Origin of the sequence: Xanthobacter aminoxidans (assembly GCF_023571765.1) — a bacterium.
Classification (GTDB): Bacteria; Pseudomonadota; Alphaproteobacteria; order Rhizobiales; family Xanthobacteraceae; genus Xanthobacter; species Xanthobacter aminoxidans.
Genome location: NZ_JAMJXC010000021.1, coordinates 46,793 through 63,459, shown reverse-complemented (window position 1 = coordinate 63,459; position 16,667 = coordinate 46,793). Strand labels below are relative to the sequence as shown.

The 16,667-nt window shown below is 68.3% G+C and carries 16 protein-coding genes; 8 read left to right on the top strand and 8 right to left on the bottom strand.

Annotated features, from left to right (window positions below):
* The first annotated feature begins 8 nt into the window (after positions 1-8).
* The 7 genes from EJ105_RS23460 to EJ105_RS23430 all read left to right on the top strand — a co-directional run bounded on the left by EJ105_RS23460 (position 9) and on the right by EJ105_RS23430 (position 5,948).
* Complete coding sequence (locus EJ105_RS23460) at positions 9-152, top strand: hypothetical protein (protein WP_250168227.1); 144 nt, start codon at positions 9-11, stop codon at positions 150-152.
* Between the two features lie 107 nt (positions 153-259).
* Positions 260-1,660 carry an SGNH/GDSL hydrolase family protein gene (locus EJ105_RS23455; protein WP_250168226.1) on the top strand — a complete coding sequence of 467 codons (1,401 nt, stop codon included), beginning with the start codon at positions 260-262 and terminating at the stop codon, positions 1,658-1,660.
* An 85-nt stretch (positions 1,661-1,745) separates the two neighbouring features.
* Complete coding sequence (locus EJ105_RS23450; RefSeq protein WP_250168225.1) at positions 1,746-2,606, top strand: glycoside hydrolase family 108 protein; 861 nt, start codon at positions 1,746-1,748, stop codon at positions 2,604-2,606.
* Entirely contained in the window at positions 2,603-2,923 is a 321-nt protein-coding gene (locus EJ105_RS23445) for a hypothetical protein (protein ID WP_051678722.1), read from the top strand. The genes EJ105_RS23450 and EJ105_RS23445 overlap by 4 nt, the downstream gene beginning before the upstream one ends.
* A 233-nt stretch (positions 2,924-3,156) precedes the next feature.
* Complete coding sequence (locus tag EJ105_RS23440) at positions 3,157-3,828, top strand: response regulator transcription factor (protein ID WP_024277889.1); 672 nt, start codon at positions 3,157-3,159, stop codon at positions 3,826-3,828.
* Between the two features lie 39 nt (positions 3,829-3,867).
* Entirely contained in the window at positions 3,868-5,286 is a 1,419-nt protein-coding gene (locus EJ105_RS23435; RefSeq protein WP_250168245.1) for a sensor histidine kinase, read from the top strand.
* A 224-nt stretch (positions 5,287-5,510) separates the two neighbouring features.
* Positions 5,511-5,948, top strand: coding sequence for an RT0821/Lpp0805 family surface protein (locus EJ105_RS23430; protein ID WP_024277891.1), 438 nt, complete (start codon positions 5,511-5,513; stop codon positions 5,946-5,948).
* A gap of 117 nt (positions 5,949-6,065) precedes the next feature.
* On the opposite strand, the gene EJ105_RS23425 is transcribed toward EJ105_RS23430, so the two are convergent.
* The gene (locus EJ105_RS23425; RefSeq protein WP_250168224.1) at positions 6,066-6,905 is read right to left on the bottom strand and encodes a universal stress protein; all 840 of its coding nucleotides are present in this window, start codon (positions 6,903-6,905) and stop codon (positions 6,066-6,068) included.
* Positions 6,906-7,042: 137 nt separating this feature from the next.
* On the opposite strand from EJ105_RS23425, the gene EJ105_RS23420 reads away from it, so the two are divergent.
* A complete protein-coding gene (locus EJ105_RS23420; RefSeq protein WP_250168223.1) occupies positions 7,043-7,678 on the top strand; it encodes a MarC family protein in 636 nt (211 codons plus the stop codon).
* Between the two features lie 34 nt (positions 7,679-7,712).
* Here EJ105_RS23420 and EJ105_RS23415 read toward each other — a convergent pair whose 3' ends face one another.
* The 7 genes from EJ105_RS23415 to EJ105_RS23385 all read right to left on the bottom strand — a co-directional run bounded on the left by EJ105_RS23415 (position 7,713) and on the right by EJ105_RS23385 (position 16,587).
* Positions 7,713-8,774, bottom strand: a complete 1,062-nt coding sequence (locus tag EJ105_RS23415; protein ID WP_029555109.1) for a heme-dependent oxidative N-demethylase family protein — start codon at positions 8,772-8,774, stop codon at positions 7,713-7,715.
* 14 nt (positions 8,775-8,788) lie between these two features.
* Positions 8,789-9,745, bottom strand: coding sequence for a PDR/VanB family oxidoreductase (locus tag EJ105_RS23410; RefSeq protein WP_250168222.1), 957 nt, complete (start codon positions 9,743-9,745; stop codon positions 8,789-8,791).
* Positions 9,742-10,329 (bottom strand): dimethylamine monooxygenase subunit DmmA family protein, encoded by a 588-nt coding sequence (locus EJ105_RS23405; RefSeq protein ID WP_250168221.1) that lies wholly within the window; start codon positions 10,327-10,329, stop codon positions 9,742-9,744. Before EJ105_RS23405 ends, EJ105_RS23410 begins: the two co-directional genes overlap by 4 nt.
* Positions 10,330-10,340: 11 nt before the next feature.
* The gene (locus tag EJ105_RS23400; RefSeq protein WP_250168220.1) at positions 10,341-12,023 is read right to left on the bottom strand and encodes an APC family permease; all 1,683 of its coding nucleotides are present in this window, start codon (positions 12,021-12,023) and stop codon (positions 10,341-10,343) included.
* Positions 12,024-12,249: 226 nt separating this feature from the next.
* Positions 12,250-14,544: a trimethylamine N-oxide demethylase gene (locus tag EJ105_RS23395; protein ID WP_250168219.1), complete on the bottom strand. Its 2,295-nt coding sequence runs from the start codon at positions 14,542-14,544 to the stop codon at positions 12,250-12,252.
* Positions 14,545-15,057 carry a flavin reductase family protein gene (locus tag EJ105_RS23390; RefSeq protein ID WP_029555105.1) on the bottom strand — a complete coding sequence of 171 codons (513 nt, stop codon included), beginning with the start codon at positions 15,055-15,057 and terminating at the stop codon, positions 14,545-14,547. It abuts the gene before it with no gap.
* 126 nt (positions 15,058-15,183) lie between these two features.
* Entirely contained in the window at positions 15,184-16,587 is a 1,404-nt protein-coding gene (locus EJ105_RS23385) for an acyl-CoA dehydrogenase family protein (protein WP_250168218.1), read from the bottom strand.
* Positions 16,588-16,667 lie beyond the last annotated feature (80 nt).

Below are 16,667 nucleotides of genomic sequence, written 5' to 3'. Positions count from 1 at the left end.
CGGCGGCGATGCTGTCCCTCTCCCTCTTCGCGGGCGCGGTCCTGCACGGCCGGCGCGGCCGCCGTCCCCCGCGCGGCTTCATCTTTCTCGTCGATGCCGATGGCACGCCGCTGACCGACGCGGACGGCGCGCGCCTCATCGAGCGCATCTGAGCCGCCGCCGCCGGCCGCCGCTCCATCCCCTCTCGTCATTCCCCGATCGCCCGTGCCGGAGCCCCCGGCGCGGGCGTGTCTTCGCGTTCCCCAAAAGGAGTTGTTTCATGTCTTCTCGAAACTGGAACCAGAGCACCGCTGCGCTGAAGATCCGCCTCCAGCAGGCGCTGGCCGCCGGCCGCCCGCTCTGGGCGCGTCCGTGGATCGCCCCCACCGCCTGGACCTCGGGCCAGACCGTCCAGGTGGGCGAGGTGCGCAAGAATTCCGCGACGCCTGCGCAGTGGTATGTTGCCATCGCGATCGACGGCGTGTGCGGTGCCACCGAGCCGGCCCAAACCAATGGCTCCGCCGTGTGGGACGGCTCCGCCGGTGCCCGCGTTCTGTGGACGCACCTCGGCAGCTCGGCGGACTGGGAGGACGTGGACGACGCGGCGGCGCCGACCTTCACCCCGACCGGCAGCACTAGCGTCCCGGCCGGGTACGTCAACTTCAGCCCGTGGGCCAACCGGCAACTGCTGACGGTCCGTGGCGCCACCGTGACCCAGCACGTCAGCTCGGGCAGCGGCATCATCCTGAGCACCTTCGACAGCAAGAGCGGCACCACCGTTTCGGGCGGATGCAGTCTTGCGTTCATGTGTGACGCCGCCGGCCTGGCAGTTCAGGTTCCCACTGGCGTGCAGGGCATCCGCGTCTATGTCGATGGACGCCCCGTGACCATGTCGGCCATCGGGTCGGGCCAAGCCGGCGCCTATTACAACACGATCTCCTTCGGCAAGCGAAAGGAACGGTTCTGGGAAATCTTCTTCCCGCAGGCCCAGAGCTATTTCTACAATATCGCGATCCCGGCTTCGGCCCAGATCTGGCCCGCGCCGTCCGCCGTTCCGCTGGTGGGCGCCTTCATCGGGGACAGCTACCTGGCGGGCTCCAGCTACGGGCCCTTCCTGCACGGGAACACGCTGTCCCTGCATGTCGGCCGCCTGATCGGCATCGACAATATGTGGCGCTTCGGCACCGGCGGCACCGGGCTCCTCAATCCGGGTTCGTCCTCCTCCTACACCTATCGGGAGCGCCTGCCGCAGGTGCTCGCGCAGAGCCCCACCGTGATCTTCGTCCAGGGCTCCACCAATGACGCGAGCTACACCCAGTCGCAGGTGAACATGGAGGCGCTGGCCTTCCTCGACGCCATCCGGGCCGGCACCACGGCGCCGGTGTTCTGGTTCGGGCCGGCGCCGCTGTCGGGCAGCTATTCCGGCATCCAGGCGGTGGACGCGGCCATCGCTGCGGCCGTGGCGGCCCGGCCGAACAGCAACATCTTTTACAAGTCCCTGGTCACCTCCGTGCCGCCGGTCTTCATCGGCTCGCACAACAACACCAACTTCACGTCGTTCAGCACCATCGGCGAATACATCGGCGGCGACAACACGCACCCGGTGGACAAGGGCACCATGTACCTCGCCCGGCGCATGGCCTCGGCCTACGCCAACGAGATGCTGCCGCTGGTCGCCTGACGCAGGCCATCGACGAGGCGGGGGCGCTCCGGCGCCTCCGCTTTTTTTCGTTTCTGTCGAGAGCCTTTTTCAGGAGAGCCTTGCCATGGCTGCCGAAAGCTTCGCGCCGGCGCTTGCCGCCGTGCTCCGCCACGAGGGCGGCTATTCCAACCATCCCGACGATCCCGGCGGCCCGACCATGAAGGGCATCATCCAGCGCGTCTACGACGCCTGGCGCCGCTCCAAGGGGCTTCCCGAGCGCCCGGTCCGCGAGATCGAGGACACCGAGCTGAAGGAGATCTATCGCCGCCAGTATTGGGACGCGGTGCGGGCCGACGAGCTGCCCGCCGGCATCGACTATGTGGTGTTCGACGGCGCGGTGAATTCCGGCCCCGCCCAATCCGCCAAATGGCTCCAGCGCGCGCTTGGCCTCTCCGCCGACGGGCAGGTGGGGGAGGTGACGCTCGCCGCTGCCCGCGCCGCCGCCGAGCACGCGCCGGCTCGCCTCGTGGACGAGATCTGCGACCGTCGCCTCGCCATGTTGCAGGCGCTGCGCACCTGGCCGGTATTCGGCAAGGGCTGGGGCCGGCGCGTGGCCGACGTGCGCAAGCTCGGCAAATCCTGGGCGACCGGGGGGCGGACGTCCTCCGTCGCCGTGCCCGCGAAGGACGGGGAGGGGGCCAAGGGCGCGCTTGCCAGCGCCCGGCCGGCGCCCCGGCCCGAGGCGGGGGCGGGCGCCGTGGCCGGCGGCCCTGTTGCCTCCACCGTGGCCGAGGCGGCGCGGCAGATCGAGCCCCATGCCGCCGGCTCGCCTTTGCTGGCCAATGTGTTCGCCGCCCTCACCCTCCTCGGCCTCGCCGCCACCCTCGCCGGCCTCGCCTGGGTCTGGTGGAGCGCGCATGCCGGTGCGAAGCGGGCCGAGGTGCTGGACCTCGGCATCGGCGTGGCCGGGGAGGCGAAGCCGTGAGCGGGGCGCTCGACGCGGTGGCCGGTGTCCTCGGCTATGCCGTGCCGTGGTGGGCCTGGGGCATTCCCGGCGCCCTCGCCGTGGCGGTTCTGCTGCGTTTGTTCGGTGTGCGGGCGGCGGGGATCGCCGCCGCTGTCCTCGCTCTCGTGCTCGTCACCCGGCGCGCCGCCCAGCGTGGCTATGACCGCGCGCTGAAGGAAGGAGAACGCGATGTCTCGAAGAGCCTTTCTGCCGCGCGGTCTGCGCGGGATGCTGCCGCTCGCCGCGACGGCGATGCTCGCCGGCTGCGCGACGACGACGGGTTCCGGCGCGACTAGGGTCTATTGCGGCGCCGCCGCGCCCATCCGCTGGTCGCTCTCCGACACCGACGAGACCATCCGCCAGGCCAAGGCCGCTAATGCGGTGGGGCGGCGGCTGTGCGGCTGGCGGTGACCCGAAGGACCAGCAAAGCTCACGGTGCGGCCTCCCGTCATCGCTGACAGGCGCGCAAGGCTCTGTCATTCTTTGTCTCTCTCGCTTAAGGAGGTTGTGGCGAAGGCGGAGGGGCACCGTGCGCTTGTTGGTGATCGAGGACGATCCCGAGCTGAACCGACAGCTCGTCGAGGCGCTCGGCGATGCCGGCTATGCCGTGGATCGCGCCTATGACGGCGTTGAGGGGCAGTTCCTCGGCGAGACCGAGCCTTACGACGCCATCGTGCTCGACATCGGCCTGCCCAAGCTCGACGGCATCTCCGTGCTGGAAAGCTGGCGGCGGGCGGGCAAGACCACCCCGGTCCTCATCCTCACCGCCCGCGACCGCTGGAGCGACAAGGTGCAGGGCTTCGATGCCGGCGCCGACGATTATGTCGCCAAGCCCTTCCATATGGAGGAGGTGCTGGCCCGCCTGCGCGCCTTGCTGCGGCGGGCCACCGGACATGCGTCCAGCGAGATGTCCTGCGGCCCGGTGCGGCTCGACACCCGCTCCGGCCGCGTCACGGTGGACGGCAATCCGGTCAAGCTCACGTCGCACGAATATCGCCTGCTCTCCTACCTCATGCACCATGCGGGGCGGGTGGTGTCACGCGGAGAGCTGGTGGAGCACCTCTACGATCAGGATTTCGACCGCGATTCCAACACCATCGAGGTGTTCGTCGGCCGCCTGCGCAAGAAGCTCGACTGCGACGTGATCCAGACCGTGCGCGGCCTCGGCTATCTGCTCGCCGCCCCCGAGGAGCCGCGCTGAGATGGCGACCTCCTGACATGCCGGCCGCCTGACATGGCCATGGACGCAGCGCGACGCCCGCCGGAATACACGCCCGGCTCCCTCGCCTTCCGCCTCGTGCTCTCGGCCATGGCCATCACGGTCGTGGTGCTGCTGGTGGTGGGCTTCGTGCTCGCCTCCCTCTACCGCAGCTCCGCCGAGCGCGCGTTCGACCGGCAGCTCGACATCTATCTGAAGATCATCGTCGCCGACGTCGCCAATGCGTCCGAGCGCCTGCCCGAGCCGGAGGCGCTGTCCGACCCGCTCTTCGCCTTCCCCAATTCCGGCTGGTACTGGCAGATTGCCCTCAATTCAGGCGAAAAGCTGGAGCGGCGCACGTCCCGCTCGCTGGTGGGCGCCAGCCTCCCGCTGCTCGCGGAGCAGGGCATCCGAGGTCGCCCCGGTTTGATGCGACAGGGCTACGCGACCGGCCCGGGCGGCGTCGCCCTGCGCATCGTCGAGCGCGACGTGGACCTCGGGGCCGATGCCCGATACGTGGTCTCGGTGGCGGCGGTGGCGTCCGACCTTGAGGCGGAGATATCCGCCTTCAACTTCTCGCTCGCGGCCACGCTGGTGGTGCTGGCCTGCGCCTTCCTGCTGGTGGTCATCGTGCAGGTGCGGTTCGGGCTGAAGCCGCTCACGCGCATCTCGGAGGCGCTGTCGGACGTGCGCTCCGGCAAGGCCGAGCGCCTGGAAGGCACCTATCCCATCGAGATCGTGCCGCTGGTGCGCGAGGTGAATGCCCTCATCGATGCCAACCACGAGATCGTGGAACGCGCCCGCACCCACGTGGGCAACCTCGCCCACGCCCTCAAAACTCCCCTTTCCGTGCTGATGAACGAGGCCGGCACCCGCGACGACCCGCTCGCCGTGCGCGTGCGCGACCAGGCCGGCGTGATGCGGGACCAGGTGGCCCACCATCTGGAACGCGCCCGCATGGCGGCCCGCATCTCGGTGGTGGCGAGCGTGTGCGAGGTTACGCCGGTCATCACCTCGCTCGCCCGCACCATGGAGAAGATCCACCGCACCAAGGACCTCGCCATCGACGTGCGCATCCCGGAAGACGTGCACTTCCGTGGGGAGCAGCAGGATCTCGAGGAGATGTTCGGCAATCTCATCGACAATGCCTGCAAATGGGCCTCCTCCCGCGTGGAGGTGGAGGTGCTGGTGGAGCGGCCGCGCACGCCGGGAGACCGGGTCTATTTCCATGTCAGCATCGACGATGACGGCCCGGGCCTCGATCCCGCCCGGCGGGTGGATGTGGGGCGGCGCGGGCGGCGGCTGGATGAATCCAAGCCCGGCTCCGGCCTCGGCCTCTCCATCGTCCACGAACTGGCCCTGCTCTATGGCGGGCGGTTCGAGCTGAGCTCCGCCCCCATCGGCGGCCTCCGGACCGAGCTGGTGCTGCCCGCCGCCGCGGCGCCGCCCCCGACCACCTGACGCTTCGGGATGACGCGGGGCAGGGGGTGACACCGTGGCGCCACAGCCTGCGGCAAACCGTCTTCACACTGAGGCTTGCGGCGCCTAAGAGAGGCCGTCAGCCTCTCCGTCGCCCCATTCGGTGATCCGATGTGGTGGCCCGATCGTTGATGACGTGCACGGCAATTTGCCCGCAAAGGCAGATGGCCGCTGCGTCGCCCCGCTGTTTTGCCTGAGGCCCGTTCATGTCCGTCCGCGTGTTCCGCGTTTCTCCCGCATCCGCAGCGGTCCTCGCCCTTGCGCTGGGCGGGTGCGCGACCGACACGACCGGGACCAAGGCGACGGCGGCCCTCGCGGCCCTGCCCACGGCGCCTGTCATGTCGGGCACGGTCTCCGGCGGCCTCATCAGCGGTGGCATCGGCAACGGGCTCGACGACGCCGACCGCCAGCGCGCCTACGACGCCGAGATTTCCGCGCTGGAGACGGGCGGCCCCGGCTATCCCATCGGCTGGAAGGGCGACGGCACTGCGCGCGGCACGGTCATCGCCGGCCCGCCCTACAACCGCGCCGGCTACCAGAGCTGCCGCGACTATTCCCACACCATCTATATCGACAACCGCCCCCAGATCGCCCGCGGCGCCGCCTGCCGCACGGCGGAGGGCCGCTGGCAGCCGGTGAGCTGAGCGCCGGTGGACGGCCCGCCGCCTGAGGCGGTGCGGGCGCAAAGCGGGGGCGTGGCTTCGTGGGGTGATTTGGACAAGCGACGCGAGGCGGCCTGAGGCGCGCCGCGCTGGCTGGCCTCAGTAGGACATCAGCAGGGGGACCTTGCAGTCCTCCAGCAGCGACTCGGTGACGCCGCCCAGCACCCATTCGCGAATGCGCGAGTGGTTGAAGGCGCCCATCACGATGAGGTCCGCGCCGATCAGCCCGGCCTGCTCGCGCAGGGTCTCGGCGACGCCGTCCGGGCTCACCACCAAATTCTTCACCTCCACATGGACGCCGTGGCGGGCAAGGTGCGGGGCCAGCTCGGCGCCGGGAATTTCATGCGCCAGCTCCTTCTCCGAGCCGATGGCGAGCACTTCCACCGAGGCGGCGGACTTCAGGATGCCCATGGCGTCGTTGACGGCGCGGGTGGCCCGTACGCTCGCATCCCAGGCGATGAGAACGCGGTCGTGCCTGAAGGTCTCCACCCCCGGCGGCACCACGATCACCGGCCGGCCGCTCTCGAACAGCAGCGCCTCGATGAGCCCCCGGTCGGCATTGACGGTGGCGACCTCGGCATCCAGCACGGCGATGTCGTGCACCCGCGCCTGGGCGACGAACAGCTCCACCAGCTGGCCATAGCCGAGCTGCGGCGTCTCCACCGAGGCGGCGACGCCGGCGGCGGCGGCATCGCCCCGCGCCCGCTCCGCCACGTCCTGCGCCAGCTGCTTCAGCCGCCGGTTGTGGGCGGCGACGAGGCCGGTCGCGACATTGCTGACGAAGGTGTTGCCCATCACCACCTTGAGCGAGGCAGCCTGGATGGTCGCGTGGGCACCCGATTGCTGCGCCAGCGACAGGCCGTAGGCGAGCGCGGAGGACGGCTCGTCCACGCCCTCCTCCGTCATGCCGATGAGCACGCTTTTTATGTTCTGCACCATTTGGCGTTTCCTCCTGACACAAGATCAAGGTACCCGAAGGCTTCAGCTTGTCGTTGCGTCATGTCAAGGCTCGTCGTTCCCGCCTGCCGGTTGCCAGCCCTTTCCCTTGAGGTAATAAGGGGCGCAAGGGAGCGCCCATGATCGATGATCTGAACCTGTTCGCGAGCCAGCTGGTCACGCTCTGGGTCGTGCTGGAGCCGCTGAGCCATCTCAGCATGTTCCTCGCCACCACCTCCCACCTCGACCGGCAGGAGCGCCACAAGGTGGCGGCGATGGGCACCGCCTTCGCCTTCCTCATCCTGGTGGTGTTCACGCTCCTCGGCCGGATGCTGCTGGAGGCGATGGGCATCTCCATCCTCGCCTTCCAGATATCCGGCGGCATCATCCTGTTCTATTTCTCGATGACCATGATCTTCGGGGCGATGACGCAGCATGCCGTGACGCCCGATCCCGAGCGGCGGCTGGTCCATATCGCGGTCTATCCCATCGCGACGCCCATCGTGGCCGGGCCGGGCGCGATCCTCGCCATGGTGCTGTTCTCCGACAACAACCGCGGCGCGCCGCTGTCCCAGCACCTCGTCACGGTGAGCGTGCTGGTGCTGATGTCGCTGGTGCTGTTCGTCATCTTCTGGCTGGGCGACTACATCGCCAAGGTGCTGGGGGAGGGCGGAGCGAGCCTGCTGCGGCGGATCATGGGCATCCTGCTCGCCGCCTTCTCGGTCAATCTGGTGCTCAACGCCTTCCAGAAATGGCTCAACCTGCCGCCGATCTGAGCGGCGGCAGGCTGGTTGTCGCGGGGCCTGAGGATCAGGCCTCGATCTTCTCCATATCCGGGGCGATGCCGGGCGAGGTGGCCGAGCCGTCATCCAGCGGCGCCAGATAGTCCACCACCATCTGCTGATAGCGCGGGATGCCCTTGTAGGCGGCGATGTCCGGATGCAGGTCGCGCAGCACCCGGTGCAGCCGCCGGCGCCACTTCGGCACCTTGGCGATGTCGGCGACGCTGGTGAGATAGCAGCGGATGCCGAACAGGATGGCGTTGGAGCGGGGCAGGCGATAGAGCGTCTGCAGCTCCACGCGCAGATGCACCTTCTCCGCCACGTTCTCGGGCGTCACCGACGCCTTGTCCGGCCCCCACACGGGATAATTCTCCGGCGAGGTGTCGAGGCGTGGGTTCACCGTCATGGTCCAGTTGAGGCGGCGCACCGGCTGGCCGTACTGGAGGCGCAGGAGATACTTCAGGGCGCGGTCGAACACGCCCTTCTCATGCGCCAGCGGCACCGGGCCGTGCCACTCCTGGAAGCTCATGCCGATATCGAATTCCAGCGACCAGTCGGCCTGGCTCGTTACCATGCCGCCGTCCACGAAGAGGTTGTCCTCGCGCTGGTCCTGAAGGGTGAAATCTCCCTGCGCCTGCCGGGTGATGTACTCGAACGGCCCGCAGGGCAGCGTCTCCGCCTTGCCGAAGATGAAGCTCTGCTGGATGCCGAGCGGCCGGTTCACCCAGGTCCAGGCGTCGCCGTCCTTCGACAGGGTGAAGTGCTCGGGATAGTCGGCCGCGAGGTTCTCCATGATCATCTCGAGGCTGTCCCACTCCGCCGTCATCATGTGCGGCAGCACCTGACAGCGCTTGGGGTCCTCGGCGAGGATGCGGGCGCGCTCCTTGCATTCGGCGATATAGTGCTCGTCGACGTCGAACTGCGCCTGGAAGGCGGCCGTGGGGCCACCGCGCACGTGCGGCTCGATGTTCACCGAGTACATGTAGCTGTCTTCGGGGAACGGGAAGGGGAAGCGCAGGAGATCCTCGGGCGACTTCTTGTAGGTGAAGGTGTCGCGGAAGGTCTCTGCGGGCTTGAACTGAACGGTCATGGGACCTCCCGGGATCACAGGTCGATGACGATGCGCGGGCCGCGGGCGCGCGACACGCAGGTCATGATGAGGGTGCCGGCCGCCTTCTCCTCCGCGGAGAGGAAGTCGTCGCGGTGTTCCGCCTCGCCCTCGACGAGGGGGGTGGCGCACTGGCCGCAGGCTCCGCCACGGCACAGGCACGGGGCCTCGACGCCGGCCGCCTCGATGGCCTCGAGCAGGCTCTGGCTCTCGCCCACTTCCACCTCGATGCCGGACTTGCGGAGCACGGCGCGGAAGGGCAGGCCGGTGATGTCACCGCCGAAGCTCTCCTTGTGCACCTTGGTCTTGGGCCAGCCGAGGGCCGCGGCGGTGGAGGCGACCGCCTCCATCAGGCTGTGCGGCCCGCAGACATAGACATGGGTGCCGAGCGGCTGGCGCGCCAGCAGGCCGGCGAGATCGAAGGCGGCTCGACCGCCGCCATGCACGCGGATTTCCTCACCCGCCGCATAAGGCGCGAGCAGGCGCTCGAACACCGGGACTTCCTCCAGCGTCGCAAGCTGGTGCAGCTCGAAGCGGGCCCCGCGCGCCTTCAGCTCCGGCAGGAAGGAGAGCATCGGCGTGATGCCGATGCCGCCGCCGATGAGCAGGTGCTTCTTCGCGGTGGAAATGAGCGGGAAGAGGCTCACCGGATTGGCCATCTCCAGCACGTCGCCGGGGGCGACCTTGCGGTGGAGATGGGAGGAGCCGCCGCGCGACTGGGCGACGAGGCGCACGATGATGTCGTAGCGGCTCCGCTCGGAGGGCGGGGAGACGAGGGAATAGGCGTTCTTCATCACCCGGGCGCCGTCGCGCAGGGTGAGGAGGACATGCCCGCCCGCCGGCGGGGTGGGGAACACGCCGCCATGGACGGGCTCGAAGGAGAAGCGCTTGAGGCTCGGCGCGAGCTCGACGATTTCGCGCACGCGCACATTGAAGGGCTGGGCGGCGGTCATGCGTAGAGCTCCTCGGCCTCAGGCACCTCACCCGGCACCTCGGCATCCACCTGGACGCCCATGAAGGCGGCGAGCCGCCGTGAGAAATGATCGCGCACGAACAAGGATGCGCCGCAGCCCGGGCAGGTGAAGATGGAGGTGGTGACACCCTCGGTCACCGTCCGGCAGTGGACGCAATAAATGCGCCGCGCCTTCGGGCCGACCTCGGCGAACGCCGTCTCCTGCCGGCTGAGGCCGGCCTTCTCGGCGCGGCCCCACACGTCCCACAGGAACGGCTCGGCACCCGCCGCATAGAGGCGCAGCCCCATGGTCTCGCGGGCGAGCCGCTCCTCCAGCGCGGAGAAGAGGTGCGTCACGGACCGGAAGATGGCGACGCTGCCCGGCGCCTCCTCCATGGCCGGGGCGGAGGGCACGGCGCTGCGCCGGGCCACCGTCCAGACCTCGAAGGCGGAGGGGACAACCCCCTCCGCCAGTGCCTCAGCCGGAACCTCGGCCGCCTCGACCACCAGCAGGTGGTGCCGTCCGGACGGGTCCGGGGCCAGCGGGGCGTACGTCGGGCGGCTCTTCATACCCTGGTCGCTCATTTCGTCTCCGTTCAATAGACCGCAATGCTGCGGGCCACGATGATGACAACGGCGCCAAGCACGAGAGCGAGGTAGGGCAGCATCCCCGCTCGCGTGCCGGCACCGGGTTCGGCCTTGAGGTGCATGTCCTCCATCATCGCCGCCGGGAACTGACCCTTGTCCGTCACATAGTGCCGGAACAGGAACACCGGGATGATGGCGGCCGATACGATGAGCCCGGTGACCAGCGTGCCCGCGCCCCAGATGTCGGCACCCATGCCGAGCAGGAACAGGTTCACGTAGGCCAGCACCGTACCCATGCCGATGAGCCAGATGGGGGCCTTGAAGGGGCGATCCCAGGCCGGACGGTCGATGCGGTGCATCCAGGCGGAATTGAGGTTCAGGAAGTTGAAGAGGATGTAGCAGACGTTGGAGATGGCGAGGATGAACACATAGTCCGACATCATCAGCAGGATGAGGTTGAAGCCAAGGTCCGTCCACATGGCGCGGGTGGGGGCGCCGTTCTCGTTCACGTGGCTGAGGTACTTGGGCAACCAGCCGTCCACCGAGGCCTGGTAGAGCGTGCGCGAGGAGCCGGCCATGGAGGTGATGATGGCGAGCATGAGCGCGAGGATCAGCATCACCACGATGATGTTGTGCACCAGCGGGCCGCCCTTGAGCATACCCGCCATGGCGCTGGCGACGCCCATGCCGGAATAGATGTCGGCGGAGAGGATGCCGTCGTAGACCGCCGGCGTGGTCACGGTGCCGGAGGCGTCCACCACCGCCGGGGTCACGAGCTGGCCGAGGCCGAGCACGCCCTGGAAGGAGATGGGCACGATGGTGAAGACGAAGATGCACAGGAGCCCGGAATAGAGGATGGCCTTGAAGGTATCCTTCTTCGGGTCGCGGAACTCGCGCGTGTAGCAGACGGCGGTCTCGAAGCCGTAGGTGGACCACGCGGCGATGAACAGGCCGCCGGCCATCAGGGTGAGGCCCGCCATGTTCCATTCGCCGGCGATCACCCGGCCGGCCTCGTCCTTGGCGAGCGGGGCAAACGGCCCGAGATGGGCGGCGAGCACGTCGCCGGTGAACAGCGGCACGAGGCCGATGAGGATCAGCGGCAGCAGCGCCACGACACCGAGGATGACCTGCACCTTGGCGGTCTGGCTGATGCCGCGATGCTGGATGGCGAAGGCGATGAGCAGCAGCACGGCGCCGAGGACGAAGGTGGCGTTGATGCGCAGCGCGAGGCCCGCCTTCAGCCAGCCGAGATCCACCAGCGTGAGCTGCCAGGTGTTGATGGCGGCATCCGGCGCGAAAAGGATGGAGAGCACGTAGCCCGCCGCGAGGCCGGAGCCGATGGACAGCACCGGCGACCACGCCAGCCAGTTGCACCACACCGAGAACGGCGCGAGCAGCTTGCCGTAGCGCACCCAGGCGATGGCTCCATAGACCGAGGCGCCGCCCGACTTGTGCGGGAACAGGCCGGCGATTTCGGCGTAGGAAAAGGCCTGGATGAAACCGAAGATGATGGACAGGATCCACACGAACCAGGCCGGCGCGCCCACGGTGGCTCCGATGGCGCCGATGGAGAAGAGCACGAGGGCGGGCACGCCGCTCGCGATCCAGAAGGCGCCGGTCCAGCTGATCTTGCGTTGAAGCGAGCCGGCCTCAGGCGCGGCGACCGCCTCGTTGGTTGCTGCGATACTCATTGTTTTTCCCCTCGAATTATGAGGGGAGTTTCCGGAGAAGAAACTTTTTTGTCAATGTATAAATTGGCCGACTGGACGGTAAAAGCGGCTCAATTTGCACGCATCCCCCGCCCAATGCATGAGCATTCTGTCGTTAGGGAAAGAAATGCCTTCGGCCCCGCGGCGCAACGCGCGGGGCCGGGCTGTTTCTACAAGGACCAAGGCGCCATCGCAGGGCGATGACAGGTCAGGCTCTCACCCTCGTCTTCTGCGGGTCGAAATGGGGGAAGGGCACGATCTCGGCGCCGATGCGCTTCCTGTGCCCGTCCAGCTTGCCGATCTCGATGCCCGTGCCGGTCGCGGCATGGGCGACATCGATGCGGGCAAGGGCGATCTGGGCTTTCAGGATGGGCGAGCGCGTGGCGCTGGTGACGACACCCACCTGCGCCCGGCCGACGAAGAGCGGGTCGCCATGGCCCACCGCGTCGTTGCCCTCGATCACGAGCCCCACGAGCTTCCGCGCCGGGTTCGCCTTGCGCCGCGCCAGCGCCGCCTTCCCCACGAAATCCTCGTCCTTTTCCGCCACGGCGAAGCCGATGCCGGCCTCAAAGGGGTCGGTCTGGTCGCAGAAGTCGTAGCCGGCGAAGACCAGCCCGGCCTCGATGCGCAGCATGTCCAGCGCGGAAAGCCCGAGCGGCTTCATGCCCTTTGGCGCGCCCGCCGCCCACACCGCATCAAACAGCGCCTTTCCATCCTTGGGATGGCACCAGATCTCGAAACCCAGTTCGCCCGTATAGCCGGTTCGCGAGACGACCAGCGCCGGCCCGGTCGGCCCCCCGAGGCGCGCGACCGCGAAGCGGAACCACTTCAGCTCGGTGATGGCGGGCTGGGTGGCCCCGGTCCAGATCACCTCGGCGAGAATCTCCCGCGACAGCGGCCCCTGCACGGCGATGTTGTGCAACTGGTCCGTGGACGATCGCACATGCACGTTGAGGCCCCACTCCGCCGCCTTGGTGCGCAGCCAGGCGCCGGTGAATTCCTCGCCGCACACCACCCGGAAATTGGTCGGCGACAGGCGGAAGATGGTGGCATCGTCGATCATGCCGCCGTGGTCGTAGCAGAGCGCGGTATAGACCACCTGGCCCACCGCCAGCTTGCGCATGTCGCGCGTCACCGTGCGCTGGAGCAGGATCTCGGCGTCCGGCCCTGTCACCTCGAACTTGCGCAGGGGAGACAGGTCCATCACTGCCGCCTTTTCGCGGCAGGCCCAGTATTCGGCAATCGGCCCCTCGCCGGTGAAGCAGGTGGGCAGCCAGAAGCCGCGATACTCCACGACGTTGCGCGTGTGGGCGGCAAGGCTCTGGTGGAAGGCGCTCTCGCGCGTCAGGCGCGGTTCGGCGTCGGCACTCATGCGGAACGCGATCCCCTTGGAGAAGTTTTCGGCACCGTCATAGACGCGCACATGGATGTCGGTGGGCTCCCAGCCATTGGCGGGGTCGATGTCGTCGGCGCAGGAGGACGTGGCGCATACGAGATCGGTGAGCGCCCGCAGCAGCACATAGTCGCCGGGCCGCGACCATGGCTCGTCCATGGTGATCGCGTTGGTGTGGTCCACGGCCGTATTGTAGAAGAAATTGATGGCCGGCCAGCCGGCCCGCTCCCTTATGCCGTAAGGTGAGAGCACGGCGTTGAAATTGTCCGTGCAATTGGCGTGGCCGGGATAGCCCATGTCCTCGTAATATTTCGCCGAGCAGGCGAGGGCGAAGGTGTCGTGGCGGCCCACCGTGTCGCGGATCACCTCCACCAGCGGCAGCTGGCGCTCGTCGTAATATTTGGAATGGAGCCCCGGCCCCGGATAGGCGGCGCCCATGAGGGTGCGGGTGGTGGTGGCGTCGAGGCCGAACTCCTCGCCGGCCTCGAGCGCGGCGGCGTCGAAGGCGAGGAAGTCCGCGCACTGGCGGCCGTCCACGTCGATGATCTGGATGTAGTCGCCCGCCTTCACCGTATAGGCGCGGGCCTCGGCCGCGGGCACGCGCACATCGAGCTTCGGCGGCGCGAGCGGGGCGGGAAGGGGCCGGCCGCGGCCCCGGGCGCGGGTCACAGTCACGATGAGGTCGGTGGGTGCGTCCTGCGCATCCGGCGACATGGGGCCGCCGGGGGCTGCGACCACCACGAGCACATCGGCCCGCGCCGCGATCTCCGCCGTCGCGCCCGCGCCGCCGTCCCGCGACAGCAACGCCCGTCCCGCCAGCGAGGCCGGCGCGCAGCCGTTTTCCGCCAGCAGCCGGGCGACCTCTGCGCTGCCCTCTCCCCCCTGGTCCAGCAACGCCGGCAGCGTCTCCACGCCGGCGCCCTCCCAATCCTCCACCGCATCTCCATCGGTGACGAAGACCAGCGCCGGCTGGAGCCCTTCCGGGTCCAGCACGGTCAGCCGGTCCCCGGCGCCGAGCGTGACGGCGGCCATGCCGCCGCCGCGCACCACCACCCGCTCTCGGGCGGCGGTGGTCGGGGAAGGACCGGGCGGAAGCAGGGAGGCGTCCATTCACCCCTCTTGAGCGATGGAGGCGAGCAGACGGTAGCTGCCGCGGTAATAAAGCAGCGGATCGCCCTCGCCCTCGGCGTGCAGGTGCACCACGCGGCCGACGAAGATCACATGGTCGCCGCCGTCGTAATGGGCATAGGGCACGCATTCAAAGGTGGCATGGGCAGGCACGAGGCGCGGCGCACCGGAGGGACCGACCTCCCAGGGCGTGGCGGAGAACTTGTCCTCGCCGGCACGGGCGAAGCGGTTGGAGATGTCCTGCTGGCTCTCCATGAGGATGTTGACCGAATAGGCCTTGGCCTTCTCCAGCCGCGCCAGCGAGTGCAGCGAGCGGGCCATGGAGAAGAGAATCAGTGGCGGGTCCAGCGAGACGGAGGAGAAGGAATTCACCGTCACGCCGATGGGGCCGTCCTCGTCCTGCGCCATCACCACGGCGATGCCGGTGGCGAAGCGGCCGAGGGCGTTGCGCAGTTCGCGCGGATCAAAACGGGCGTCGAGATCAATGGTCGTCATGGCAAGGTACTTCCTGAAATGCGACAGCCCGTCCATGATAATCCCCTTCGATGGCGGGCGCGCGGGCCTTCGCCCCTCTCCTGAGCGACGGAGAGGGACGAAGGCTCCGCGTGGTGGCGTCCCGCTTCACGCCACCTTGGCCGGCTGAAGCTCGGCCAGCAGCTTTTCGGCGAAGGCGCGCTTCTCCGCCTCGTCCATCTTCTTGATCTCGTTGTTGAGCACGCGCTCGTTGATCGACTTGTTCCAGTAGTCCAGCGAGCCGAAGCCGAGCAGCGCGGCCTTGCCCACGAACTGGCGCAGCACCTCGTTGGTGGGGCCCATCACCCAGCCGGCCTTGCCGTCGCGCAGATAGCGCTCGATCTGGAGCGCTGGGCGGAAGCCCGTGCCGCCGGTGGCGTGGAGCATCTTGTCCACCACGTGGGCGACGTTCTTGGCCGCCTCGAACTTCACCTGCCACAGCCAGTGGAGCAGGGAGGAACGGGGCAGGGCATCGATGTCCTTGTGGATCGACCAGTCGCAATTGTTGGTCACCGAATCCAGCGCCTGCGCCATCTGGTAGTCGAAGGCGCGGCAGGAATTGGTGTCCATGATCGCCTCGCCCACATAGTCCTGGATGGTGGGGTAGTCGGCGACGCGCATGCCCACGTCATTGTGGGTCTTGCGGGTGGTGTGGCGCTTGGCGATGTCGATGACCGCCAGCGAGATGCCGTTCCAGCAGGCCGACGAGCAGGTGAGGAAGAAGGGGTCCACCACCTCGTCGTTGGACTTGGCGCCGTCGCCGATGGGGCCGACGAGGGCCTCCTTCGGCAGCACCGCATTCTCCACCACGATGGGGCCGGACTGGTTGCCGCGCAGGCCGAGGCCGTCCCACTCGGAGGGGTTGGCCTTCACCTCGTCCTTGGTGACGAGGAAGCAGGAGAGGTCGGAATAATCGCCGGAGAAGCCGGGGCTGGTGGTCTGGACGATGTACCAGTCGGCGAAGCCGCCGGAGGTGGTCCAGGAGGCCTTCTTGGTGACCTTCCAGCCTTCTCCATGGGCCTCGGCCTTGGAGGAGATGGGATACCAGAAGTGCGAGCCGGTCTCGGGATCGGAATAGGAGAGGGTGCCGATGAGCACGTCCTTGTCCAGCCGCTTCAGGATGTCGGTGAGCAGCGGATTGTCGTGGTGCCGCAGCAGCGCGGCGGCCACGGCGCCAAGGTGCATGGTGTAGCACATGGCGGTGGAGGGGCAGCCGTAGCGGGCGATGGTCTCCACGACCATGGCGGCGCAGACATGGTTCTGGCCGAGGCCGCCCAATTCCTTCGGCACGTTCAGCGAGAGCAGGCCGAGGGTGGCCAGCGCCTCGAAATTCTTGCGGGGGTAGATGTAGTTGGCATCGCTCTCCACGGCGTTCGCGCGCAGCGTGGTCTCGCACAAGGCGATGAGCTTTGCCTGCAGATCCTTCTGCTCGGCGCTCAGCAGCCACTGGGGGTCCCACTCGAAGCCGAGCCCCCAGAACTCTTCCTTGCCCCACATCTTCGTCTCGGACATGTCTCAAGCTCCGCCCGGGCCGGCGCGCGGGCAGTCCCCGCGGCCGTCCCTGCCATTTGCGATCACGCGGTGGCGCGCCT

What these genes read in the sequence shown, in the direction of transcription:
- EJ105_RS23385 (WP_250168218.1), bottom strand. Translation starts at nt 16,587, where the DNA reads ATGTCCGAGACGAAGATGTGGGGCAAGGAAGAGTTCTGGGGGCTCGGC.
- EJ105_RS23395 (WP_250168219.1), bottom strand. Translation starts at nt 14,544, where the DNA reads ATGGACGCCTCCCTGCTTCCGCCCGGTCCTTCCCCGACCACCGCCGCC.
- EJ105_RS23420 (WP_250168223.1), top strand. Translation starts at nt 7,043, where the DNA reads ATGATCGATGATCTGAACCTGTTCGCGAGCCAGCTGGTCACGCTCTGG.
- EJ105_RS23435 (WP_250168245.1), top strand. Translation starts at nt 3,868, where the DNA reads ATGGACGCAGCGCGACGCCCGCCGGAATACACGCCCGGCTCCCTCGCC.
- EJ105_RS23390 (WP_029555105.1), bottom strand. Translation starts at nt 15,057, where the DNA reads ATGACGACCATTGATCTCGACGCCCGTTTTGATCCGCGCGAACTGCGC.
- EJ105_RS23410 (WP_250168222.1), bottom strand. Translation starts at nt 9,745, where the DNA reads ATGACCGCCGCCCAGCCCTTCAATGTGCGCGTGCGCGAAATCGTCGAG.
- EJ105_RS23460 (WP_250168227.1), top strand. Translation starts at nt 9, where the DNA reads ATGCTGTCCCTCTCCCTCTTCGCGGGCGCGGTCCTGCACGGCCGGCGC.
- EJ105_RS23430 (WP_024277891.1), top strand. Translation starts at nt 5,511, where the DNA reads ATGTCCGTCCGCGTGTTCCGCGTTTCTCCCGCATCCGCAGCGGTCCTC.
- EJ105_RS23415 (WP_029555109.1), bottom strand. Translation starts at nt 8,774, where the DNA reads ATGACCGTTCAGTTCAAGCCCGCAGAGACCTTCCGCGACACCTTCACC.
- EJ105_RS23425 (WP_250168224.1), bottom strand. Translation starts at nt 6,905, where the DNA reads ATGGTGCAGAACATAAAAAGCGTGCTCATCGGCATGACGGAGGAGGGC.
- EJ105_RS23450 (WP_250168225.1), top strand. Translation starts at nt 1,746, where the DNA reads ATGGCTGCCGAAAGCTTCGCGCCGGCGCTTGCCGCCGTGCTCCGCCAC.
- EJ105_RS23405 (WP_250168221.1), bottom strand. Translation starts at nt 10,329, where the DNA reads ATGAGCGACCAGGGTATGAAGAGCCGCCCGACGTACGCCCCGCTGGCC.
- EJ105_RS23400 (WP_250168220.1), bottom strand. Translation starts at nt 12,023, where the DNA reads ATGAGTATCGCAGCAACCAACGAGGCGGTCGCCGCGCCTGAGGCCGGC.
- EJ105_RS23455 (WP_250168226.1), top strand. Translation starts at nt 260, where the DNA reads ATGTCTTCTCGAAACTGGAACCAGAGCACCGCTGCGCTGAAGATCCGC.